General features: G+C 64.9%; 16 protein-coding genes. 5 read left to right on the forward strand and 11 right to left on the reverse strand.

Annotation, left to right across the window (positions count from 1 at the left end; genetic code table 11):
- Positions 1-115 precede the first annotated feature (115 nt).
- Both mutS and F6X37_RS21175 read left to right on the forward strand, forming a co-directional pair.
- Positions 116-2803 carry a DNA mismatch repair protein MutS gene (gene mutS / locus F6X37_RS21170; protein WP_187612650.1) on the forward strand — a complete coding sequence of 896 codons (2688 nt, stop codon included), beginning with the start codon at positions 116-118 and terminating at the stop codon, positions 2801-2803.
- Entirely contained in the window at positions 2769-4217 is a 1449-nt protein-coding gene (locus F6X37_RS21175; RefSeq protein ID WP_262419979.1) for a hypothetical protein, read from the forward strand. The genes mutS and F6X37_RS21175 overlap by 35 nt, the downstream gene beginning before the upstream one ends.
- Here the strand turns inward: F6X37_RS21175 and F6X37_RS21180 are convergent.
- Positions 4197-4739 carry a peptidylprolyl isomerase gene (locus F6X37_RS21180; RefSeq protein WP_187612651.1) on the reverse strand — a complete coding sequence of 181 codons (543 nt, stop codon included), beginning with the start codon at positions 4737-4739 and terminating at the stop codon, positions 4197-4199. The two genes, F6X37_RS21175 and F6X37_RS21180, sit on opposite strands and share 21 nt — an antisense overlap.
- 32 nt (positions 4740-4771) lie before the next feature.
- Between F6X37_RS21180 and F6X37_RS21185 the strand changes: the two genes are divergently transcribed.
- Complete coding sequence (locus F6X37_RS21185; RefSeq protein WP_187612652.1) at positions 4772-6025, forward strand: cupin domain-containing protein; 1254 nt, start codon at positions 4772-4774, stop codon at positions 6023-6025.
- 231 nt (positions 6026-6256) lie between these two features.
- Complete coding sequence (locus F6X37_RS37010) at positions 6257-6508, forward strand: hypothetical protein (RefSeq protein ID WP_167368596.1); 252 nt, start codon at positions 6257-6259, stop codon at positions 6506-6508.
- Between the two features lie 189 nt (positions 6509-6697).
- Here F6X37_RS37010 and F6X37_RS21190 read toward each other — a convergent pair whose 3' ends face one another.
- The 3 genes from F6X37_RS21190 to F6X37_RS21200 form a co-directional block, all read right to left on the reverse strand.
- Entirely contained in the window at positions 6698-8962 is a 2265-nt protein-coding gene (locus F6X37_RS21190; protein ID WP_187612653.1) for an ATP-dependent DNA helicase, read from the reverse strand.
- A gap of 63 nt (positions 8963-9025) precedes the next feature.
- A complete protein-coding gene (locus F6X37_RS21195; protein ID WP_013089766.1) occupies positions 9026-9244 on the reverse strand; it encodes a DUF465 domain-containing protein in 219 nt (72 codons plus the stop codon).
- Between the two features lie 148 nt (positions 9245-9392).
- Positions 9393-10340, reverse strand: a complete 948-nt coding sequence (locus F6X37_RS21200; protein ID WP_316251989.1) for a hypothetical protein — start codon at positions 10338-10340, stop codon at positions 9393-9395.
- 317 nt (positions 10341-10657) lie between these two features.
- Here F6X37_RS21200 and F6X37_RS21205 point away from each other — a divergent pair, with 317 nt between their 5' ends.
- A complete protein-coding gene (locus F6X37_RS21205; RefSeq protein WP_187612655.1) occupies positions 10658-13012 on the forward strand; it encodes a Tex family protein in 2355 nt (784 codons plus the stop codon).
- Between the two features lie 149 nt (positions 13013-13161).
- Here F6X37_RS21205 and F6X37_RS21210 read toward each other — a convergent pair whose 3' ends face one another.
- The 7 genes from F6X37_RS21210 to hflK form a co-directional block, all read right to left on the reverse strand.
- Positions 13162-15048, reverse strand: a complete 1887-nt coding sequence (locus F6X37_RS21210; RefSeq protein ID WP_187612656.1) for a potassium transporter Kup — start codon at positions 15046-15048, stop codon at positions 13162-13164.
- A gap of 262 nt (positions 15049-15310) precedes the next feature.
- Positions 15311-15883, reverse strand: coding sequence for a phosphoribosyltransferase (locus F6X37_RS21215; RefSeq protein ID WP_167368598.1), 573 nt, complete (start codon positions 15881-15883; stop codon positions 15311-15313).
- An 18-nt stretch (positions 15884-15901) separates the two neighbouring features.
- Positions 15902-17248 carry an adenylosuccinate synthase gene (locus tag F6X37_RS21220; RefSeq protein WP_187612657.1) on the reverse strand — a complete coding sequence of 449 codons (1347 nt, stop codon included), beginning with the start codon at positions 17246-17248 and terminating at the stop codon, positions 15902-15904.
- Positions 17249-17469: 221 nt separating this feature from the next.
- Positions 17470-18621, reverse strand: coding sequence for an ATP phosphoribosyltransferase regulatory subunit (locus tag F6X37_RS21225; RefSeq protein WP_187612658.1), 1152 nt, complete (start codon positions 18619-18621; stop codon positions 17470-17472).
- Positions 18622-18838: 217 nt separating this feature from the next.
- A complete protein-coding gene (locus tag F6X37_RS21230) occupies positions 18839-19030 on the reverse strand; it encodes a DUF2065 domain-containing protein (RefSeq protein ID WP_090800720.1) in 192 nt (63 codons plus the stop codon).
- A gap of 43 nt (positions 19031-19073) precedes the next feature.
- Positions 19074-19979, reverse strand: a complete 906-nt coding sequence (hflC, locus tag F6X37_RS21235; RefSeq protein ID WP_187612659.1) for a protease modulator HflC — start codon at positions 19977-19979, stop codon at positions 19074-19076.
- A 15-nt stretch (positions 19980-19994) separates the two neighbouring features.
- Positions 19995-21398, reverse strand: a complete 1404-nt coding sequence (gene hflK, locus F6X37_RS21240; RefSeq protein ID WP_187612660.1) for an FtsH protease activity modulator HflK — start codon at positions 21396-21398, stop codon at positions 19995-19997.
- Between the last annotated feature and the right edge of the window lie 19 nt (positions 21399-21417).

Below are 21417 nucleotides of genomic sequence, written 5' to 3' on the forward strand. Positions count from 1 at the left end.
GGTCATGCTGACATTCAGCTCTTGTGTTGGGCATCGTCCGTTCGGCCAGGGTCCGCTCGCCGCGCCGGCGGGTTAAACTCACGCCCTGAGCATCTACCGCAAGAAGACACGAAGGATGGGTATTCAAACCGCAGCGGCCAACGACGTCGCACAACACACGCCGATGATGCAGCAGTACCTGCGCATCAAGGCGGAGCATCCGGGCACGCTGGTGTTCTACCGGATGGGCGACTTCTACGAACTCTTTTTCGACGACGCGGAAAAAGCCGCGCGCCTGCTCGACCTGACGCTCACGCAGCGCGGCGCGTCGGCGGGCAATCCGATCAAGATGGCCGGCGTGCCGCATCACGCTGTCGAACAGTATCTGGCCAAGCTCGTGAAGCTCGGCGAATCGGTCGCGATCTGCGAACAGATCGGCGACCCGGCCACCTCGAAAGGCCCGGTCGAGCGCAAGGTCATGCGCGTGGTTACGCCTGGCACGCTGACCGACGCCGCACTGCTGTCCGACAAGAGCGACGTCTATCTGCTCGCGCTGGGCGTCGCGCACAATCGCCGCGGCGTCGCCACGAGCGTCGGTCTCGCATGGCTCAATCTCGCGAGCGGCGCGCTGCGCCTCGCCGAAGTCGCGCCCGATCAGGTCGCCGCCGCGCTGGAGCGCATCCGTCCCGCGGAAATTCTGGTCGCCGACGCCACCGCCGATTCGACCAGTTGGACACCGCCTGTCAACGCCAGCGCGCTCAAGCGTGTACCAGCCTGGCACTTCGATATCACCTCGGGCACGAAGCGCCTGTGCGACCAGCTCGAAGTCGCGAGCCTCGACGGCTTCGGCGCGCATTCGCTCGGCTGCGCGTGCGGCGCGGCCGGCGCGTTGCTGCTGTATGCGGCGTCCACGCAGGGCCAGCAACTGCGCCATGTGCGCAGCCTGAAGGTCGAATACGAATCCGAATACATCGGCCTCGATCCGGCCACGCGCCGCAACCTCGAACTCACGGAGACACTGCGCGGCACCGAATCGCCGACGCTGTGCTCGCTGCTCGACACCTGCTGCACGACGATGGGCAGCCGCCTGCTGCGGCACTGGCTGCATCATCCGCCGCGCGATTCGGCAGTGGCGCAGGCACGTCAGCAGGCGATCGGCGCGTTGCTCGACACGCCGCCGGGCGCCGACCTCCATACCTTGCGCAGCGCATTGCGGCAGATTTCGGACATCGAACGGATCACCGGACGTCTCGCGCTGCTGTCGGCGCGGCCGCGCGATCTGTCGAGCCTGCGCGATACCTTCATCGCGCTACCTGCATTGCGCGCGCAGCTCGCGGCGGTGGCCTCGAACGCGGATTCGCTCGCGCGCATCGACGCGGCGCTCGAACCGCCGCACGCGTGCGCCGATTTGCTGAAGCTCGCGGTCGCGCAAGAGCCGGCCGCGATGGTGCGCGACGGCGGCGTCATCGCGCGTGGTTATGACGCCGAGCTCGACGAACTGCGCGATATTTCGGAGAACTGCGGACAGTTCCTGATCGATCTCGAAACACGCGAACGCGCGCGCACCGGCATCAGCAATCTGCGCGTCGAGTACAACAAGGTGCACGGCTTCTATATCGAAGTCACGCGCGGCCAGACCGACAAGGTGCCGGACGACTATCGCCGTCGGCAAACGCTGAAGAATGCCGAGCGCTATATCACGCCCGAGCTGAAGACCTTCGAGGACAAAGCGCTGTCCGCGCAGGAACGCGCGCTCGCGCGCGAACGCGCACTGTACGACGCGTTGCTGCAATCGTTGCTGCCGTTCATTCCCGACTGTCAGCGCGTTGCGCTCGCGCTCGCCGAACTCGATCTGCTGGCCGCGCTCGGCGAACGCGCTCGCGCACTCGACTGGGTTGCGCCGACGTTCTCGGCAAACGCGGGTATCGACATCGAGCAGGGTCGTCATCCGGTGGTCGAGGCGCAGGTCGAGCAGTTCATCGCCAACGATTGCTCACTCGCGACCGAGCGCAAGCTGCTGTTGATCACCGGTCCCAACATGGGCGGCAAGTCGACCTTCATGCGCCAGACCGCGCTGATCGCGCTGCTCGCTTACGTGGGCAGCTATGTACCAGCGCGGCGCGCGGCCTTCGGACCGATCGACCGCATCTTCACGCGCATCGGCGCGGCCGACGACCTCGCCGGCGGCCGCTCGACCTTCATGGTGGAGATGACCGAAGCCGCCGCGATCCTCAACGACGCGACATCGCAAAGCCTCGTGCTGATGGACGAGATCGGCCGCGGCACGTCGACGTTCGACGGCCTCGCGCTGGCGTGGGCGATCGCGCGCCACCTGCTCGCCCACAACGGCTGCTACACGCTGTTCGCGACGCACTATTTCGAGCTGACGCAACTACCCGCGGAGTTTCCGCACGCGGCCAACGTGCATCTGTCGGCAGTCGAGCACGGGCACGGCATCGTGTTCCTGCACGCGGTCAACGAAGGGCCCGCCAATCAGAGCTACGGTCTGCAGGTCGCGCAGCTCGCCGGCGTGCCGAACGCGGTGATCCGCGCGGCACGCAAGCATCTCGCGCATCTGGAGCAGCAATCGGCCGCGCAGCCCGCGCCGCAACTCGATCTGTTCGCGACGCAGCCTGCCATGCTCGCCGAAGACACGGACGACGACCACGAGGCGGCGAGCGACGCAACGCCTGCGTCGCCCGCGATGCAGACACTCGTCGAGCGTCTGCGCGGCATCGATCCGAACGATCTGCGGCCGCGCGAAGCGCTCGATCTGCTGTACGAACTGCATGAACTGGCCGTCGCGCCGGATGCGGACCACTGACACGCCGGGACACCCGCCGCGCCCGCGCGGGCTTCGCGCGGCGCTGCGCCACGTGCTCGCACCGGCAGGCGGCATCGTCGTGCTGGTGGCAGTGTGCGCATGGACCGCGCCGGCGCGCGCTGAGGCCTCGCGCTTCGCGTTCGCGGTGATTTCCGGCACGATGCACAGCCCCGCCGACGAAGCCGCCACGCAACGGCTGCTCGAGGCGATCGGCCGCGAGCGCGACGTGCGCTTCATCGTCTACGACGGCAATCTGAAGGGGCCGAAGGAAGTTTGCCGCGACGCGCTGTTCGAGCGCCGCCACGCGCTGCTCGACAGCTCGCGCACTGCCCTCTTCTTTATCCCCGGCCAGCATGACTGGGTCGATTGCGGCACGGCGGAAGCCGGCGGCTTCGATCCGGTCGAGCGGCTCGACCAGTTGCGGCAAACGCTGTTCGCCGATCCAACGTCGATGGGGCAGAACCCGATCGCGTTGACGCGCGAGAGCGAGGTGTCGCGCTTCCGCCCGTTCCGTGAAAACGTGCGCTGGGTGGTCAACGAAAAAACGAACGACAAAGCGAACACCAACGCCGGCGACATCGTCTTCATCGGCCTGAACGCGCCGGGTCCGAACAACCACTACCTGAGCGCGGGCGGCCGCAACGGCGAGTTCGAAGATCGCGTGATCGCCAACGCATTCTGGCTCGAGCACGCGGCCGAATACGCGAAGCGCCGCGACGCGCGCGCGATCGTCGTGTTCATTCAGGGCGACTTCGACCCGGAGCGCTACGAGCGACCCGAACGGTTCGCCTGGCTGCACTTCGCACATAGCTCGCGCCGCGACGGCTTTCTGGAATTCAAGCGCAGTCTGGTCAAGCTCGCGCAGATTTTCCCCGGACCCGTGGTCGTCATTCATGCAGACGACGACCGGCCGGCCGGCGGTTTCGTCATCGATCAGCCGCTACGCAACGACAAGGGGATGGTCGTGACGAACCTCACGCGCATTGCGCTCGCGCCGCATGATCGTCTCAACCAATGGATTCAGATAGAAGCGGATTTCGGCAGGAAGCCGCCGTTCGGAGTCAGCGTGCGCGACGTGCCGAAGCAGATGCCGCTGCCCACCACGCCGCCGGTCTTGCCGCCCGCATCGCCGCGCGACGAATCCGGCGCGTCGATGCCGGTTGCGCCGGAGATGCCGAATGTGGAAGGTTTCGGGCCGGCGTCGGAATTGCCGCCCGTATTGCAGGCACCTGGAGAGTCGCAGGAGCAGCAGCCGCGCATCCCGTCCGACCAGGGCGGCGGCGACTATGGGCCCGCTATCTCGATGCCGCCGGGGTCGATACTGCCAGCCTCGCCTGCGTTGCCCGCATCGGTGCCGTCTGCCCCCGCGACGACACCGCGCATGCCCGCAAGCTCAGTGCAGGGTCGGTTTTGAGCTGTCTTCTTCGTCCTCGTCTTCATCGTCGTCGAGAACTTCGAGGCCGTCCGCGCCATGCGCGTGCTCGTGCTGGATTTCGTCTTCAGTTGCCGGACGCACGTCTTTGACGGTCAACGCGAAACGCAGCGCCATGCCGGCGAGCGGATGATTGCCGTCGAGCACGACCTTGTCTTCCGCGACGTCGGTCACCACGTACACCAGCGCATCGATTTCCTCGTCGCCATCTTCCGGGGTGCCTTCGAACTGCATGCCGACTTCGAGCGGTTCCGGGAAGCGATCGCGCGGCTCGATCTTCACAAGGTCAGGATCGTATTCGCCGAACGCGTCTTGCGGCTCGAGCTGGATCTGGGTCTCGAAGCCAGCCTCTTGGCCGTCGAGCTCTTCCTCGATCTTGGGGAACGTGCCATCATAGCCGCCGTGAAGATAGACCATCGGCTCTTCGCTTTCCTCGATCAGATTGCCCTGCGCATCCGACAGCTTGTAGGCGACCGACACGACGGTGTTCTTTGCGATTTTCATTCGATTCTCCAGAATACAACTCACATTATACGATGCCCAGGCGGCCCACCCACCTCCCGGCCGATGCAGGTTCGGCAAGCAATTCGCCGTCTGCTGCAAAGCCGGCCACGCGGCCCATTCTTCCGCCCTCGCCCGACGTTCCGACCGCACTTCTCGGCCATCTGAGCCCGTCGCAATTCATGCGCCGCTACTGGCAGAAAAAGCCGCTGCTGATCCGTCAGGCGATTCCGGACATCGAAGCGCCGCTGTCGCGCGACGAGCTGTTCGAGCTGGCCGATCGGGACGACATCGAAGCGCGCCTGATCACGCACTTGCGCAACAAATGGCAGCTGGAGCACGGCCCGTTCGCGCCCGACGAACTGCCGTCCGTCAAACAGCGCGCATGGACACTGCTCGTGCAGGGCGTGGATCTGCACGACGACCGCGCGCGCGCGTTGCTCGACCGTTTCCGTTTCGTGCCGGACGCCCGTCTCGACGACCTGATGATTTCGTATGCGACCGATAGCGGCGGCGTCGGCCCGCACTTCGATTCCTACGATGTGTTTCTTTTGCAAGTAAAAGGCAAGCGCCGCTGGCGCATTAGCGCGCAGAAAGATCTGACGCTGCAGCCCGGCTTGCCGTTGAAGGTTTTACAGCACTTCGAGCACGAACAGGAGTGGGTACTCGAGCCCGGCGACATGCTGTACCTGCCGCCGCACATCGCGCACGACGGCATCGCCGAGGGCGAATGCATGACCTGCTCGATCGGTTTTCGCGCGCCCTCCGAAAGCGAGCTGACCGCGCAGTTCCTCTACCACCTGGCCGAGCGCGGAGAGGCCACGGGCAAGGCGGGCGCCCTTTATCGCGACCCACGGCAGGCCGCCGTCGAACAGCCGGCCGAGTTGCCCGCGGCGCTCGTCGAACGGGTGGGCGCGATGCTTGCTAAAGTGCGATGGAATGAGCAGGACATTGCGTCGTTCCTTGGCACGTACCTCAGCGAACCCAAGCCGAGTGTCGTCTTCGATCCGCCGCAACGGCCGCTCAACGAAGCCCGTTTCATCGGCGCGGCGTCGAGATCCGGTCTACGGCTCGATCGCAAGACTAACCTGTTGTATGAACGACGTTTTTTCTTCGTAAATGGAGAAGAAATATCGTGGACCGGCGTGAAAAAATGGCTGTTTGAACTCGCAAATCTGCGGTGCATGAGTGCGATACGCTTTGTAACACTATCACACGATTCATCGGTGACAGCACTGCTACACGAGTGGTATTGTGCGGGCTGGATACAGGTAGGCGAGATTGCGTAACTCTGCCCGCCTGTTATACCGTACGGTGAAATTTTGTATGAGAAAGACAACGTATTGACCCGCATTTATCGACTGTCAGTACGAAAGTGCATATAATTTCCGCCCAAGCCGTAGGGAAGATTCCAGCTCGTCAAAAGAGCATCTCCACCAGCGGCCCAGGTCGGTGTTGGAGCACATTACCGGTTTTATTTTGCGCTGTTGCTTACCTTTAAACCATAAAAGGACGTGATCATGAAGAAATCCCTCCTCGTAGCATCCCTGTTGGCAGTTGTGGCACTCGCTGCATGCAACAAGAGCAACGATCAGGCTGCTGCACCGTCGGAAGCTGCGTCCGCACCGGCGGCAGCATCGCCTGCTGAAGCAGCATCGCCGGCAGTTGCGGCATCGCCGGCCGAAGCAGCATCGCCGGCCGAAGCAGCATCGCCGGCCGAGGCGGCATCGCCGGCTGAAGCAGCATCGCCGGCAGCAGGCGCAAGCCAGTAAGCCGCAACGGTTCGGCGCTGTAGCGGCGCTCCCGCTACAGCGCCTGCGCACGAAACGTTTGGAGGCTGGCCGGAAACGGCGCGGGCCGCAAACGGGCAAAGAAAAACGCCACGGATTCACATCCGTGGCGTTTTGTCATTCAGGGCCGCTTTCCGCTGCGGAGCTCGTCGCATGTGTGGAACACATCCCCTATCGAACCGGCGCCGCTGGCCCAGCGCTCTCCTCAAAGAACTCACGCACCACGTCGATCTCGCGGGTGCGCTTGAACGGCGGCAGACTCTGCCAGATGCGGCGGCCATAAGGTTTATCGACGAGACGTGTATCGCAGATCATCAGCACGCCACGATCGGTCTCCGCGCGAATCAGCCGGCCGGCGCCCTGCTTCAGCGTGATGACGGCCTGCGGCAGCTGATGCACGGCGAACGGGCTCAAGCCCTTCTTCGTCAGTGCGTCGAGCCGCGCGGCCAGCACGGGATCGTCCGGCGGCGCAAACGGCAGCTTGTCGATCACGACCAGCGACAGCGCGTCGCCGCGCACGTCCACCCCTTCCCAGAAGCTCTGACTGCCGACCAGGATCGCATTGCCGTAGGCGCGAAAGCGGTCGAGCAGTTCGGTGCGGCTCGCGTCGCCCTGCACGAGCAGCGGATAGTCCCAGCCGCGCGACTCGATCGCGTCGCGCAGCTTCGCCGAGATACGATCCACCGCGCGCAGCGTCGTGCACAGCATGAAGACGCCGCCGCCCGAGGCTTCGATCGCGGGCAATGCGGCATCGAACACGGCGTCGGTGAACATCGGCGATGACGGCTGTGGCAGATTGCGCGGTACGTACAGAAGCCCTTGCGATGGATAGTCGAATGGGCTCGGCAATGTCATCGAGCGCTTCGAGTTCAAGCCCATCTGCGCCGCATAGTGCGTGAAGTCGCCGCGCACCGACAGCGTCGCCGATGTGAAGATCCACGCGCGCGGTACGCCGGCGCGCTGCTTCGCGAAAATCGGCGCGACCGACAACGGCGTTTCGTGCAGCTGCACCGTCTGCGAGAACACCTCGATCCAGCGCACCTTTTCATTCGGATCGGCGCGCTCCGCGCTGGCGTCACCCTCGCGGGTCGCAACCGCGTCGCGTTCTGCACTCGTGGGTGGCATGGTCCAGCCGCTCAGCACGTCCTGCAACTCGCGCGCGCGACGCAAACACGCGCCGAGCGATTCGGCTCGCTCGGCCTGGCCCGCCAACACCGAGGCCAACGCGTCGAGCTCGGCATCGAGCGTCTCGAGCGCGGCGAACAGCGGGTGATCGTCGGGCAGCTGGCCGATCGACAGACGCACCGAGTCTTCCTTGAACGCGAGCCGCACGTCGCGCGCGGCGCGCTCGAGCGTCGCGCCGAGCTTGACCCAATCGACCGCATCGCGTGCGTGACCGAGGCCCTCGGCGACCGAATCGCGTGCGAGTTCGAGAAACTGCGCGGTCGATAGCGTCTCGCCGAAAAACAGCGTCGCGGTTTCGGGCAACTGGTGCGCTTCGTCGAAGATGACCGTATTCGCAGTCGGCAGCAGCTCCGCCATGCCGGTATCGCGCAGCATGATGTCGGCGAAAAACAGATGGTGGTTGACCACCACGATATCGGCCTGCTGCGCTTCGCGGCGCGCCTGCATCACGAAGCAGTCCTTGTAGTGGGGACACTCCTGGCCGAGACAGTTGTCGCGCGTCGACGTGACCATCGACCACACCTGCGCCGTTTCCGGCACGCTCGCGAGTTCGGCCTTGTCGCCGGTGCGCGTGATCTTCGCGAAGCGCACGATGTCCTGCAGATACGAGGTCTCCTGGCGCGACGGCAGACGGCCGTTGTCCGCGGTGCGTTGCAGGTAGTAGTGGCACAGGTAGTTCGCGCGGCCCTTCAGCATCGCGACCGACACCGGCACCGCGAGCGCGTCGCGCACGGTCGGAATGTCGCGCTGGAACAGCTGATCCTGCAGATGCTTGGTGCCGGTCGAGACGATCACCTTGCCGCCCCACAGCATGGCCGGCACGAGGTACGCATAGGTCTTGCCGGTGCCGGTACCCGCCTCTACGATCAGCGTATTCTCACCACCGTCGACACCATCGGCTTGCGCGTTGCTCCCGGTCGACTCAGAGACGGCTTCAGCGCCGGTCTGCTGCAGGCGCCGCGCCGGGCGCTTCTGCGTCTCGAACATCGCGGGCTCGGGCATCGCGCGGCCCGACGCCTCCATCGCCGCGGCAACCGCGCGCGCCATCTCGATCTGCGACGCACGCGGCCGATAACCGTCGATCTGCCGTGCGAGCAGACCGTTGTCGGCGAAGATGTCGTCGAGCTCGCTCGCGCGGCGCCGATTCAGCGACACACCTGGCACCGGTGCTGCCGCGCGCGGCGCGGGCGTGCCCGAAGCAGATGCGTTGTCCGGCGCGGCCCGGGATGAAGTGTCATGCGATGAATTCAAGGCAAGCGTTCCTGCTAAGTCCGGCTCGCGCGCTGCGCGCCCGGCGCCTGCCAGGCCGCGAACTCAGGCGCGCGCGTCCGGTTCGAGCTGCAATTGCAGCAAGATGATGGTGTCCTTGACTTTAAGTTTGCGCTTTTTCAGGCGCTGTAACTCGAAGTCGTCGATGCCGGGTTCATCCGACATCCGGTCGATCAACCGGTCGAGTCCACTATGCTCCGATTCCAGTTGCAGAATGCGGTCGCGAAGTGTGTTTGCGTCGATGACGTGATGACGATCGCGCATGCTCGCCTCCTCTGGTCGGCGGCACGAACCGCGTGCGCGCGGTCCGATGCCTGAGGTTGCTGTCCGCCTCAAAACGCATTACGGCGACTACGGCGGCCCTGGCCACGACCGCCACGGCTTACTCTACGATACAGCCACTACAGCACGCTTACTGTTGCTCTTGTTGCTGCTTTTGCTGCTCTTCGAGCTGTTGCTGCTTCAACTCGTCCTGACGCTTCTGCCCGGCCTTCTCGGTGGCCTGCTTTTGACGTGCTTCGACATCGAGCTTGTGCTGCGCGGCCTCGGCCTGCTTCCGCTCGAAAGTCTCCTGTTTCTGCTGGCGCTCCGCGGCCTTTTGCGCACCCTGCCGACGCGCTTCCTCGAGCTTGCGCTGGTAGTCGCTCTGCTTCTGGTCGTAGGCCTTCTGATTGGCCGCCGCCTGCGCAGGCGTGACACCACGCTGCGCCTGATCGAGCGCGTGCTGGCGCTGCTTCTCCTCGTAGGCCTGCGCATTGGCTTCGTGCTGCGGTGCCGCGGCGTTGCGCTGCGCCTGATCGAGCGCGTGCTGACGTTGCTTCTCCGCGTAGGCCTGCGCATTGGCTTCGCGCTGCGGCGCCTCGGCGTTGTGCTGCGCCTGATCGAGCGCGTGCTGATGCTGCTTTTCCTGATACGCCTGCTCGTTGCGCGCGTCTTCGGCGGCACGTTGCGGCGCTTCCGCCTCGTTTTGCGCGCGCCGCAACGCGGTGCGTTCGTCGCGTTCACGGGCGCGCTGCGCACGCTGCTCGGCGTCGAGCGCGAGCTGTTCCTTGCGGATGTCCGCCTGCACGCTGCGCATCGCGTCGCGTGCGCGGTTCAGACAGTGATTGACGAAGAAGCGGCTGTAGCAGTTGTGTTGCGCGACAGCGAATTGATAGTTGTTGTCGTCGGTGCGCTGATTGAGCACCTGTTGCCGCTCGTCGAACGACTTGTCCAGCACGGCTACGTCACTTGCGCTTTGAGGGCCGTCGGCGGTTGCGGCGGCTTGCGGGCCCGAGGCCGCGACGGGTCCCGTACCTTGCGCCGGCGTCGCACTTTGCGCCACGGCCGACACCGGCACGACGAGCGCTGCGGCGATCACGCACGACGCGGCGGCCGTTAAAGCCGACCGACCGAACGAGCGCAAAGAAACCAGCGGCAATTGAGACGAACCCGGCAGTGAACCCGGCAGTGAACCTGACGCCAGCGAAGAGACCAGGCGGTTGAGGGACAAGGAGATTGGCAACGTCGTAGAGGGTCAACGGAACATGCCCGAAATTCTAACACCCCACGGTTGAGCCCTTTGGCATTTATGGCAAAATGCCCCGCTCTAGACTTGGTCGCGGCACATGCCCGGCCTGTCCCGATTTGCCGCCCGCGCGCGGCCCATCACTGAGTCCGCAGGAACACCAAGACCTTATGACGGAAACCGTAGCACTCAAGATCGTCCAGCGCATCGCCACCGAACTGTCCGTCCAGCCGCGCCAGGTCGCGGCCGCAGTGGAACTTCTCGACGAAGGCGCGACCGTTCCGTTCATTGCCCGTTATCGCAAGGAAGTGACCGACAATCTCGACGACACGCAACTGCGCAATCTCGAGGAACGCCTAGTCTATTTGCGCGAGCTGGAAGACCGGCGCGCGGCGATCATCGCGAGCATCGACGAACAGGGCAAGCTCACCGACGAGCTGCGCGGCGCGATCGAAGGCGCCGACAGCAAACAGGTGCTCGAAGACCTCTATCTGCCATACAAACCGAAGCGCCGCACGCGCGCGCAGATCGCGCGCGAAGCCGGCTTGCAGCCGCTCGCCGACGCGCTGCTCGGCAATCCGCTGCTCGATCCGCAAGCCGAAGCCGCGGCGTACGTGGACGCGGACAAAGGCGTCGCCGATGTGAAGGCCGCGCTCGACGGCGCGCGCGACATCCTCTCCGAACAATTCGGCGAGACCGCCGAGCTGCTCGGCAAGCTGCGCGACTATCTGTTCAACCAGGGCGTGGTGTCGTCGAAGGTCGTGGAAGGCAAGGAAACCGCGGAAGAGGAGAAATTCCGCGACTACTACGACTACGCGGAAACGATCCGCACGGTGCCGTCGCATCGCGCGCTCGCACTGTTCCGCGGCCGCAATGCCGGCGTGCTGATGATCAAGCTCGGCCTTGGCGAAGAGCTCGACGCGCAGGTGCCGCACCCGGGCGAAGCGCTGATCGCGCGGCACTTCGGCATCGCCAATCAGAACCGCCCCGCCGACAAGTGGCTCTCCGACGTGTGCCGCTGGTGCTGGCGCGTGAAGGTGCAGCCGCACCTCGAAAACGAGCTGCTGACCAATCTGCGCGACGAAGCCGAACACGAAGCGATCCGCGTGTTCGCGCGCAATCTGAAGGACCTGCTGCTCGCGGCGCCGGCTGGTCCGAAGGCCGTGATCGGTCTGGATCCGGGCTTGCGCACCGGCGTGAAGGTGGCGGTGGTCGACCGCACCGGCAAGGTGCTCGCGACCGACACGATCTACCCGCACGAGCCGCGCCGCGACTGGGACGGCTCGCTCGCGAAGCTCGCGCGAATCGCCGCGCAAACGCAGGCCGAGCTGATCAGCATCGGCAACGGCACCGCGTCGCGTGAGACGGACAAGCTCGCGAGCGAGCTGATCGCGCGTCATCCGGAGCTGAAGCTGCAGAAGATCGTCGTGTCCGAAGCCGGCGCGTCGGTGTACTCGGCGTCCGAGCTTGCCGCGAAGGAATTCCCCGCCATGGACGTGTCGCTGCGCGGCGCCGTGTCGATCGCGCGACGTCTGCAGGACCCGCTCGCCGAGCTCGTGAAGATCGAGCCGAAGGCGATCGGCGTCGGCCAGTATCAGCACGACGTGAACCAGCGCGAACTCGCGCGCTCGCTCGACGCGGTCGTCGAGGACTGCGTGAATGCGGTCGGCGTCGATGCGAACACCGCGTCGGTCGCGCTGCTCGCGCGGGTGTCGGGTTTAAACGCAACGCTCGCGCGCAACATCGTCGACTATCGCGATGCGAACGGGCCGTTCCCGTCGCGCGAGCATCTACGCAAGGTGCCGCGTCTCGGCGACAAGACCTTCGAGCAAGCTGCCGGCTTCCTGCGCATCAATAACGGCGAGAATCCGCTCGACCGTTCGTCGGTGCACCCGGAAGCGTATCCGGTCGTCCAGCGCATCCTCGCGAAGATCAGTAAGCAGGTCGGCGAAGTGCTCGGCAATCGCGACGCGTTGCGCGGACTGTCACCCACCGAATTCGTCGACGAGCGTTTCGGTCTTCCAACCGTGCGCGACATCCTGGTCGAACTCGAGAAGCCGGGCCGCGATCCGCGTCCCGAGTTCAAGACCGCGACGTTCCGCGAAGGTGTCGAGAAGGTCAGCGATCTGATCCCGGGCATGGTGCTCGAAGGCGTCGTGACGAACGTCGCGGCGTTCGGCGCGTTCATCGACATCGGTGTGCATCAGGATGGCCTCGTGCACGTGTCGGCGATGTCGACGAAGTTCGTGAAGGATCCGCATGAGGTCGTGAAAGCCGGTCAGATCGTCAAGGTCAAGGTGCTCGAAGTCGACGTGAAGCGCCAGCGTATCGCACTGACGATGCGTCTCGACGACGAACCCGGTGCAGCGGCCGCGCGCAGCGGCGGCGGTGCGCAGCAGGATCGCGGTGGCTCGGGCGGCAGCTTCAATCGCGGCGGAGCGGGACGCGGTGCGCCGCAACGCTCGCGCGAACCGGAGCCGGGCGGCGCGATGGCGGCTGCGTTTGCGAAGCTCAAGCAGAAGTGAGCGTCACGGACCGGAGCACGTCGTCGCACGCGCTCCGGTCCGTGACATGACTGCGTCGCGCGCTCAACCGCTTGCACGCGCGCATGAACAAAAAGCCCACGCAATGCGTGGGCTTTTTGTTTGCGCTCCCGCACGTCACGCGCGAGCCGTCAAATCTCGATCTTCGTTCCCAGTTCCACGACCCGGTTAGCCGGGATGCTGAAGAAGTCGGTCGGCTTCGCGGCGTTCTGATGCATCCACGCGAACACACGCTCGCGCCATACCGACATGCCCGGCAATTGCGTCGGCACCACCGTTTCGCGTGCGAGGAAGAATGACGTGTCCATCAATTCGAAGCTCATGTCGTGCGTGCGGCCGACGTCGAGCAGCACCGCCTTCACGTCGGGCGTTTCGTTAAAGCCGTAGGCTGCCTTCACCAGCCACAGGCCACCGTTCATGTCCTTCACGGTCACGCGATCGGCGTCCTTCACGTACGGAATGTCGCGCGTGACGAAGGTCAGAAAGATCGTGCGCTCGTGCAGCACCTTGTTGTGTTTCAGATTGTGCAGCAGGCTCACCGGCACCAGCGAATCGCTGCCGGTCAGATAGATCGCGGTGCCCGACACGCGATGCGGCGGATGCGCGAGCAGGCCTTGCAGGAACGGCATCAGCGGAATACCGTCGGCGGCCGTGCGTTCCTTCACGATCATCCTGCCCTTGAACCACGTCATCAGCAGGAAGAACAGCAGGCCGCCGATGCACAGCGGCAACCAGCCGCCCTCTTCGACCTTCAGCAGGTTCGCGCCGAAAAAGCCCAGGTCGACCACCATGAACACGCCGATAATGAGCCCAACCAGCAGTTTGTTCCAGTTCCACACCTTCACCATCACGACGCAGGCAAGGATCGTCGTGATCACCATCGTTGCCGTCACCGCGATACCGTACGCGGCCGCCAGATTGTCCGAGCTCTTGAACGCGATCACGATGCACAGGATGATGAACAGCAGCATCCAGTTCACGACCGGCACATAAATCTGCCCGATCGCGAGTTCGGACGTGTGCAGGACCTTCATGCGCGGCACGTAGCCGAGCTGGATCGCCTGGCTCGTCAGCGAGTACGCGCCCGAAATCACCGCCTGCGACGCGATCACCGTCGCGACCGTCGACAGCACGACGAGCGGCAACAACGCCCAGTCCGGCGCGAGCAGGAAGAACGGATTTTCGATCGCCTTTGGGTCGTGCATCAGCAGCGCGCCCTGGCCGAAGTAGTTCAGCACGAGCGAAGGCATCACGAGCACGTACCACGCCATGCGGATCGGCTGCGCGCCGAAGTGGCCCATGTCCGCGTACAGCGCCTCCGCGCCGGTCAGCACCAGCACGACCGAGCCGAGCACCACGTAGGCCTGCAGTACGTGCGCGGCCATGAACGTGTACGCGTAGTAGGGATTGAGCGCCTGGATCACATTCGGCGACTGCATGATGTGCCACAGGCCGAGCACGGCGAGCACGAGGAACCAAAGCGTCATGATCGGCCCGAACAGACGGCCGACCGTGGCCGTGCCGTGCCGCTGGATCCAGAACAGCACGATCAGGATCACGATGGTCAGCGGAATCACCAGATGCGCCAGATGCGGCGCGGCGATCTGGAGACCTTCGACCGCCGAGATCACCGAGATTGCCGGCGTGATCACCGCGTCGCCGTAAAACATGCAGGCGCCGAAGATGCCGAGCATCATCAGAAGGCCGGCCATTTTCGATTTCTGATCGACCGAGCGCATCGCCAGCGCCATCAGCGCGAGGACGCCGCCCTCGCCGTTGTTGTCGGCGCGCATCACGAACAGCACGTACTTGACGCCGACCACGATCACGATTGCCCAGAACAGCAGCGAAATAACGCCAAGGATCGACTGATCGGTCAACGGGATGCCGTGCGACGGACTGAAGGCTTCCTTCAGTGCGTACAACGGGCTCGTACCGATGTCGCCGAACACCACTCCGATCGCGGCAATCGCAAGGGAAGGCAGTGGCTGTTTGTGTACGTGATTGTTATCTGTCATGGACGCGAGGAAATCCGTTCCGGGGCGGAAAAAACGACCGCTATTTTAAACTGCCCATCCGGTACCGCCCGGCTTGTTGTGGATACGCCACGTGGATGTCCGCGCAGTGTAGCACTGCGATATGGACGCGCCTGCCGCGGTGCGGACGTCCTGGCGCGGCGCTTGACGCATAAAAAAACGGAGCCCGACTGGGCTCCGTTTTGTGACACCGCGATGACGCACGAGATCCGATGCGACAAAGCGTGAGGCGCGCGGCTTCGCGTCAATTGCCCGACGCCTCATCGGCCTGGGCGATGCCGCGCTTGATCCACGCGCCGAGGTTATGCGGACGCACCGTGTCCCACTCCTCGAACGGCTGATGAATCCACGGGTTGGTCGGCAGATACTGCACGTGGTAATCGGGCTTCACCTTCGAGCAGCCCTTGTACCACAGCACGGCCGAGCGCACCGCGGTGATGGCCGGATAGCGTTCCTTCAGATGCTGCTGCACGCGCGCGAGCGTGACGCCCGAATCGACGAGGTCGTCGACGAGCAGCACGTTACCGTGCAGTTCGCCGCGCGTCATCGTGATGTATTGCGCGATGTCGAGTTCGCCCTGCTGCGTGCCCGCTGCCTCGCGATAAGAGCTCGTTGCCAGAATCGCCAACGGCAGATCGTAGATGCGCGACAGCTGGTCGCCGACGCGCAGACCGCCGCGCGCGAGGCACAGGATCTTGTCGAACTTCCAGCCCGATTCGTGCACGGCAAGTGCGAGCATCTCGATCAGCCGGTGATATTCGTCCCAGCCGACCCACAGGTTCTTGTCGTCGTTGCGCGGATCTTTCATCGCGATCATGGGTACACCTTGCATCGCTTAGACCTTGAACGGATGACGCAGCAGAATCGTTTCGTCGCGGTCCGGACCGGTGGAGACCATGTCGATTGGAATGCCCGCGACCTCCTGCACGCGCGTCAGGTACGCACGCGCGTTGGCGGGCAGCTTGTCCCACTCCTTGATGCCGACCGTGCTTTCCTTCCATCCCGCAAAGGTTTCGTAGACCGGTACGCAGCGCGCGACTTCCGTCGCGCCGCGCGGCAGCAGATCGACGTTGTGGCCGTCGATCGTGTAGCCGACGCACAGCTTCACTTCGTCGAGACCGTCGAGCACGTCGAGCTTGGTCATGCACAGCCCCGTCACGCCGTTGATCTGGATCGAGCGACGCAGCGCGGAGACGTCGAGCCAGCCGGTGCGGCGCGGACGGCCGGTGACCGAGCCGAATTCCTTGCCGACGGTGGCGAGTTCGAGGCCGATCGGGTCCTGGCGCGAGGCATTGTCCGCATCGTACAGTTCGCTCGGGAACGGGCCCGAACCGACACGCGTGCAGTACGCCTTCGTGATGCCGACGATGTAGTTGAGCTTCTGCGGACCGACGCCCGCGCCCGCCGTCGCGGCACCCGCGACGCAGTTGCTCGAGGTGACGAACGGATAGGTGCCATGGTCGATGTCGAGCAGCGTGCCCTGCGCGCCTTCGAACAGCAGATTGCCACCGTTCGCGTTGACGTCGTAGAGACGGCGCGACACGTCGGTGACCATCGGCTTCAGTCGGTCGGCGTAGCTCAGCATCGTGTCGAGCGTTTGCTGGAAGTCGACCGCGGCGGCGCCGAGGTACTGCGTGAGCACGAAGTTGTGATAGTCGAGGTTTTCGCGCAGACGCTCGGCGAAGGCTGGCGCGTCGAACAGGTCCTGCACGCGCAGGCCGCGGCGCGCGACCTTGTCTTCGTAGGCCGGGCCGATGCCGCGGCCGGTCGTGCCGATCTTGCTCGCGCCGCGGCGCGCTTCGCGGCCCTGGTCGATCGCGACGTGGTACGGCAGGATCAGCGTGGTGGCTTCGGAAATGAACAGGCGCTTCTGGACGTCGATGCCGGCGGCTTCGAGTTCGCCGATTTCCTTGAACAGCGCTTCCGGCGACAACACGACGCCATTGCCGATGTAGCACGCGACGCCGGGATGCATGATGCCCGACGGAATCAGACGCAAGATGGTTTTCTTGCCGCCGATGATAAGCGTGTGACCGGCATTGTGACCGCCCTGGAAGCGAACGACGCCCTCAGCGTGGTCCGTCAGCCAGTCGACGATCTTGCCCTTGCCCTCATCACCCCATTGGGTACCCACGACGACGACGTTGCGCCCGGGGTTCACATTCACTGCGCTGGCAGACATGTTGTTTCGTAAGCTGGTTAAAAACGTATTTTACCTGGGTTCGCGGAAGCTTCCGGAATTTTTCCGTTTCCGCTCAACGGTATGCACGTTATGTCGAATATTGGGAGGGATGCGCGGCCGCGCAGAGTCGCTCGACCGCGCGCGATTCGGGCGGTGGTTGCGCCGCCCTCGGGCGAGCGTCGGGGGACGGGTCCCCGGCAGCGTAGATCGGAACGCGCGGCTCAAGCGCGCGGTTCAACCACCCATGCGCCATTGCGCTCGACCAGCACCCGGTCGAACGCGAATTCATCGAGATCGTGCTTGTGGCCAGGCAGCGCCTGGATTACCACTTCACCGCCATCGCGCAATGCCGCGACCGCCACGCGCAACGCTTCGTCGTGCCGCCACGGCGCGAGGATCGCGCTGCTGCGCGCTTCGACCGGCGAGATCCGCGCGACTTCGCGCAGATCCAGCGAAAAGCCGGTTGCCGCGCGAGCGCGGCCATAGGCCTGACCGACGTGGTCGTAACGGCCGCCGCGCGCGACCGCGTTCGGCACGCCGTCCACGTAAGCGGAGAACATCACGCCGCTGTGGTACGCGTAGCCGCGCAGATCGGCGAGGTCGATCATCACTTCGGCGCCGTCGACCTGGCTCGCGAGGAACGCGAGGTCGTCGAGCGCGCGGGCGATCGCCGGTGAATTCGGCAGACGCGCGCGGGCCTCTTCGAGCACCGACGCGTCGCCGTACAGCGTCGGCAGCGCGCGCAGCGCATCGCGAATCACCGGCGAGAATTGCGCGGTCATCTCGACCAGGCGCGGCACGTCCTTGCCGGCCAGCGCGTCGTAGAGCGCCGGGCCCAGTTCCTCGGCGGCCGGCTCGGCTTTGATCAGCGCCGCCAGCACACCCGCGTGACACAGGTCCAGACGCACCTTCGCGAGGCCGGCGAGACGCAGCGCGTCGAGCATCAGCTGCTGGATTTCGAGGTCCGCTTCGAGCCCCGCGTGGCCGTAGATTTCCGCACCGATCTGGATCTGCTCACGCGTCGCATGCAGGCCGCGCGGGCGCGTATGCGCGACGTTGCCCGCATAGCAAAGACGCGTGACGCCCTGGCGGTTCAGCAGATGCGCGTCGATGCGCGCGACCTGCGGCGTGATGTCGGCGCGCAGACCGAGCGTGCGGCCCGACAGCTGATCGACGAGCTTGAAGGTGCGCAGATTCAGATCGTGCCCACCGCCCGTCAGCAGCGACTCGAGGTATTCGAGCAGCGGCGGCATCACCATCTCGTAGCCGTACGAGCGGAAACGGTCCAGCAAATGACGCCGCAATTCTTCGATCTTGCGGGCCTCCGACGGCAGCACGTCGGCGATATTCTCAGGAAGCAACCAGGTCGACATCGATACAGTCCTACGGCGTTGAACACGGCGTCTTGCAGCGCCGATGATGAGTGTGAATGACGTAGAGCGGCTTGATTCTGGCGGCTGACACAGACGCTCGGGCGGCGCTTTGCGGCACGCGCGCGACGCGCGGCGGCGTGGCCGGTCAGTACGCGTTTTGCTCGGGCCGGCAAAACACGCCGCAACACGCGGCGTTCGTCAGACGAGCAAGCCGGCTTCAGGTCGCGATGAACAGTAGAACCAGCCCGAGCAACATCACGATGAGCCCTCCGACACGAATCTGATGCGGCGGTCGTTCCGCTATTTTACGGAACGTGTCGCGCCAGGCGGTTGGAAAAACGAACGGAAACATCCCCTCGATAATCAGCATCAGCGCGATCGCGAGCAATAACGAACCAGCTATGTCCATGCGAGTGAAGCGGCCGCGATGCGGATGCCGCGGCCTTCGGTAATCAGCGTTTGCGCGCAGCAGGCGCGGAAGCGTCCGGGGCGACGCCGCCGGTCGGGCTACGCATGAAGCGGAAGAACTCGCTACTGGAGTCGACCACGATCAGGTCGCCCGGCTTGAAGGTCTTCCGGTACGCCTGCATGCTTTGATAAAACTGGTAGAACTGCGGATCCTTGCCGAACGCTTCGGCAGCGATCTCCGCGGCCTTTGCATCGCCTTCGCCGCGAATGCCCTGCGCCTGCGCGAGGCCGTCGGCGAGCACCGCCTGCTGCTTCGCGAGCGCGTCCGCGCGGATCTGGTTCGCTTCGGCGGCGCCCTTCGCTCGCTCGTCCGCCGCGACCTGCTTGCGCGCGGCGATCATGCGCTTGAATACCGAGTCGGCCACCGCGGCCGGGAAATCGACGCGCGTGAGTTGCACATCCACGACCGATACGCCGAGCGATGCCGCGCCCTTGTCCATCGCACCGCGGGCCTGTTCGGCGATCGCCGGTTGTTTGGCGAGCGCGTCGGACAGCGTGAACTTGCCGAACGCGTCGCCGAGCGCGCCGCGCGACAGCAGCGCGAGCCGGTCGGGCAGGCTCTGCGGATCACCCTTCGTTTCGGCGATCAGCTTCAGCGGATCGGTCACGCGGAACTTGATGACCGGGTTGACCAGCAGATCGGTTTTGTCGGACGTGACGTAATGATCTTCGTCGGGTGCGTCGAGCGACTGGATGCGATTGTCGACGAACGCGACCGTTTGCAGCGGCGGCGGCAGCTTCACGTGCAGCCCCGGGCCGAGCAGCGTGGGCGTCGCGTCGCCGCGCGCGGACAACACAGCCATATGCCGTTGATCGACGACGAACACCATCGACGATGCCGCGAACAGCACGATGACGAGCGCGACGACGAGCGCAATGATTCGGTTCATATTCTTGTGCGCTCCTTATTGAACGTCGTCTTCGCGCATGCGATTGCGGAACGCTTCGCGCGAGCGCAGCGACGCGGCGCTCGGCCGGCTCGCTGGCGCAGGCGCGGAAGCGGCGGGTGCGGATGCGCCAGCGGCGGCGGAGCCTGCCGCGGCACCGGTCTCAGCGGCCGACGCGGCCGACGGCGCGGCCGCACTCGCCGCTTGCGGCGCGCCCGCGACAGCAGGACCCGAAGCGGCGGCGCCCGCCGCCGCGGCCTGGCGTTCGCGGTTCTGCTCGACGAGCCTGTCGAGCGGAAGATACAGCACGTTGTTGCCGTTCTTCGCGTCGACGAACACCTTGGTCGCGTTCGCGTATATCTGCTGCATGGTTTCCATGTACAGGCGGAAGCGCACGACGGCCGGCGCCTTCGCGTATTGGGCGTAGACCTGGTTGAAGCGCTCGGCCTCGGCCTGCGCCTGCGCGACCGTGGTCTCGCTATAGGTTTTGGCTTCCTGGACCTGACGATCGACGTCGGCCTGCGCGCGCGGCAGGAGATCGGCCGCATAAGCCTGCGCATCGCGTTTCGCGCGTTCGTTTTCGTCGTGCACCTTCGCAGCGTCGGCGAACGCGGGTTGCACCTGCTCGGGCACCTGCACGCTCTGGATCGTCACGCCCGTGACTGCCAGACCGGACTGGTACTGATCGAGCGATTGCTGGATCGCCGCGATCAGCTGCTGGCGCAAAGTTTCGTGATCCTGATCGAGGATATCGCTAGTGCTCTGCGCGCCGACGATGCCGCGCACCGCCGCCTGCGCGGCATGCATCACGCTCTGATCGGGATCGACGCTGCGAAACAGAAAGTCGTTGGGCTTGCGCACCTGGTACTGCACGGCGAAGCGCACGTCGACGATGTCGCCGTCGTGCGTGAGCATTGACGCGTCCTTCACGTTCGCGAGACGCACCACATTGCTACGGCCGATCTCGACCTGGCGGATCTGCCCGACATTGACGAACTCGTGGGACTCGAACGGAAACGGCAGACGCCAGTGCACGCCCGGCGCCGCGGTATAGCGATACTTGCCGAACTGCAGCACGACGGCCGCCTGGCCATCCTGCACGACGAACACACCGCTGCCGAGATAGATCGCGATCAGCACGCCGATCACGATGCCGACGCCGATGCGCGCGCCACGGCCGTTGTCAGGACGGCCACCGCCGACACCGCCGCCCCTGCGCCCGAAAATCCGGGACAGACGGCGATTGAAATCACGCCACATTTCGTCGAGATCGGGCGGACCTTCACCGTCGCGTGCCGGTCGCTTCGGATCGTTCGGCCGTTGCCGGTCGCCGTTGCCGTCGCCCCGGCCCCAACGCGGATCGTTCAGTGAAAGCAAGGCGCGCATACGCAGCCAGATACTCCGCTCGTTGTAATCGTTCACCTGTGTTCGTTCACCAGAG

The organism is Paraburkholderia sp. 31.1, from assembly GCF_014397645.1.
GTDB lineage: Bacteria > Pseudomonadota > Gammaproteobacteria > Burkholderiales > Burkholderiaceae > Paraburkholderia > Paraburkholderia tuberum.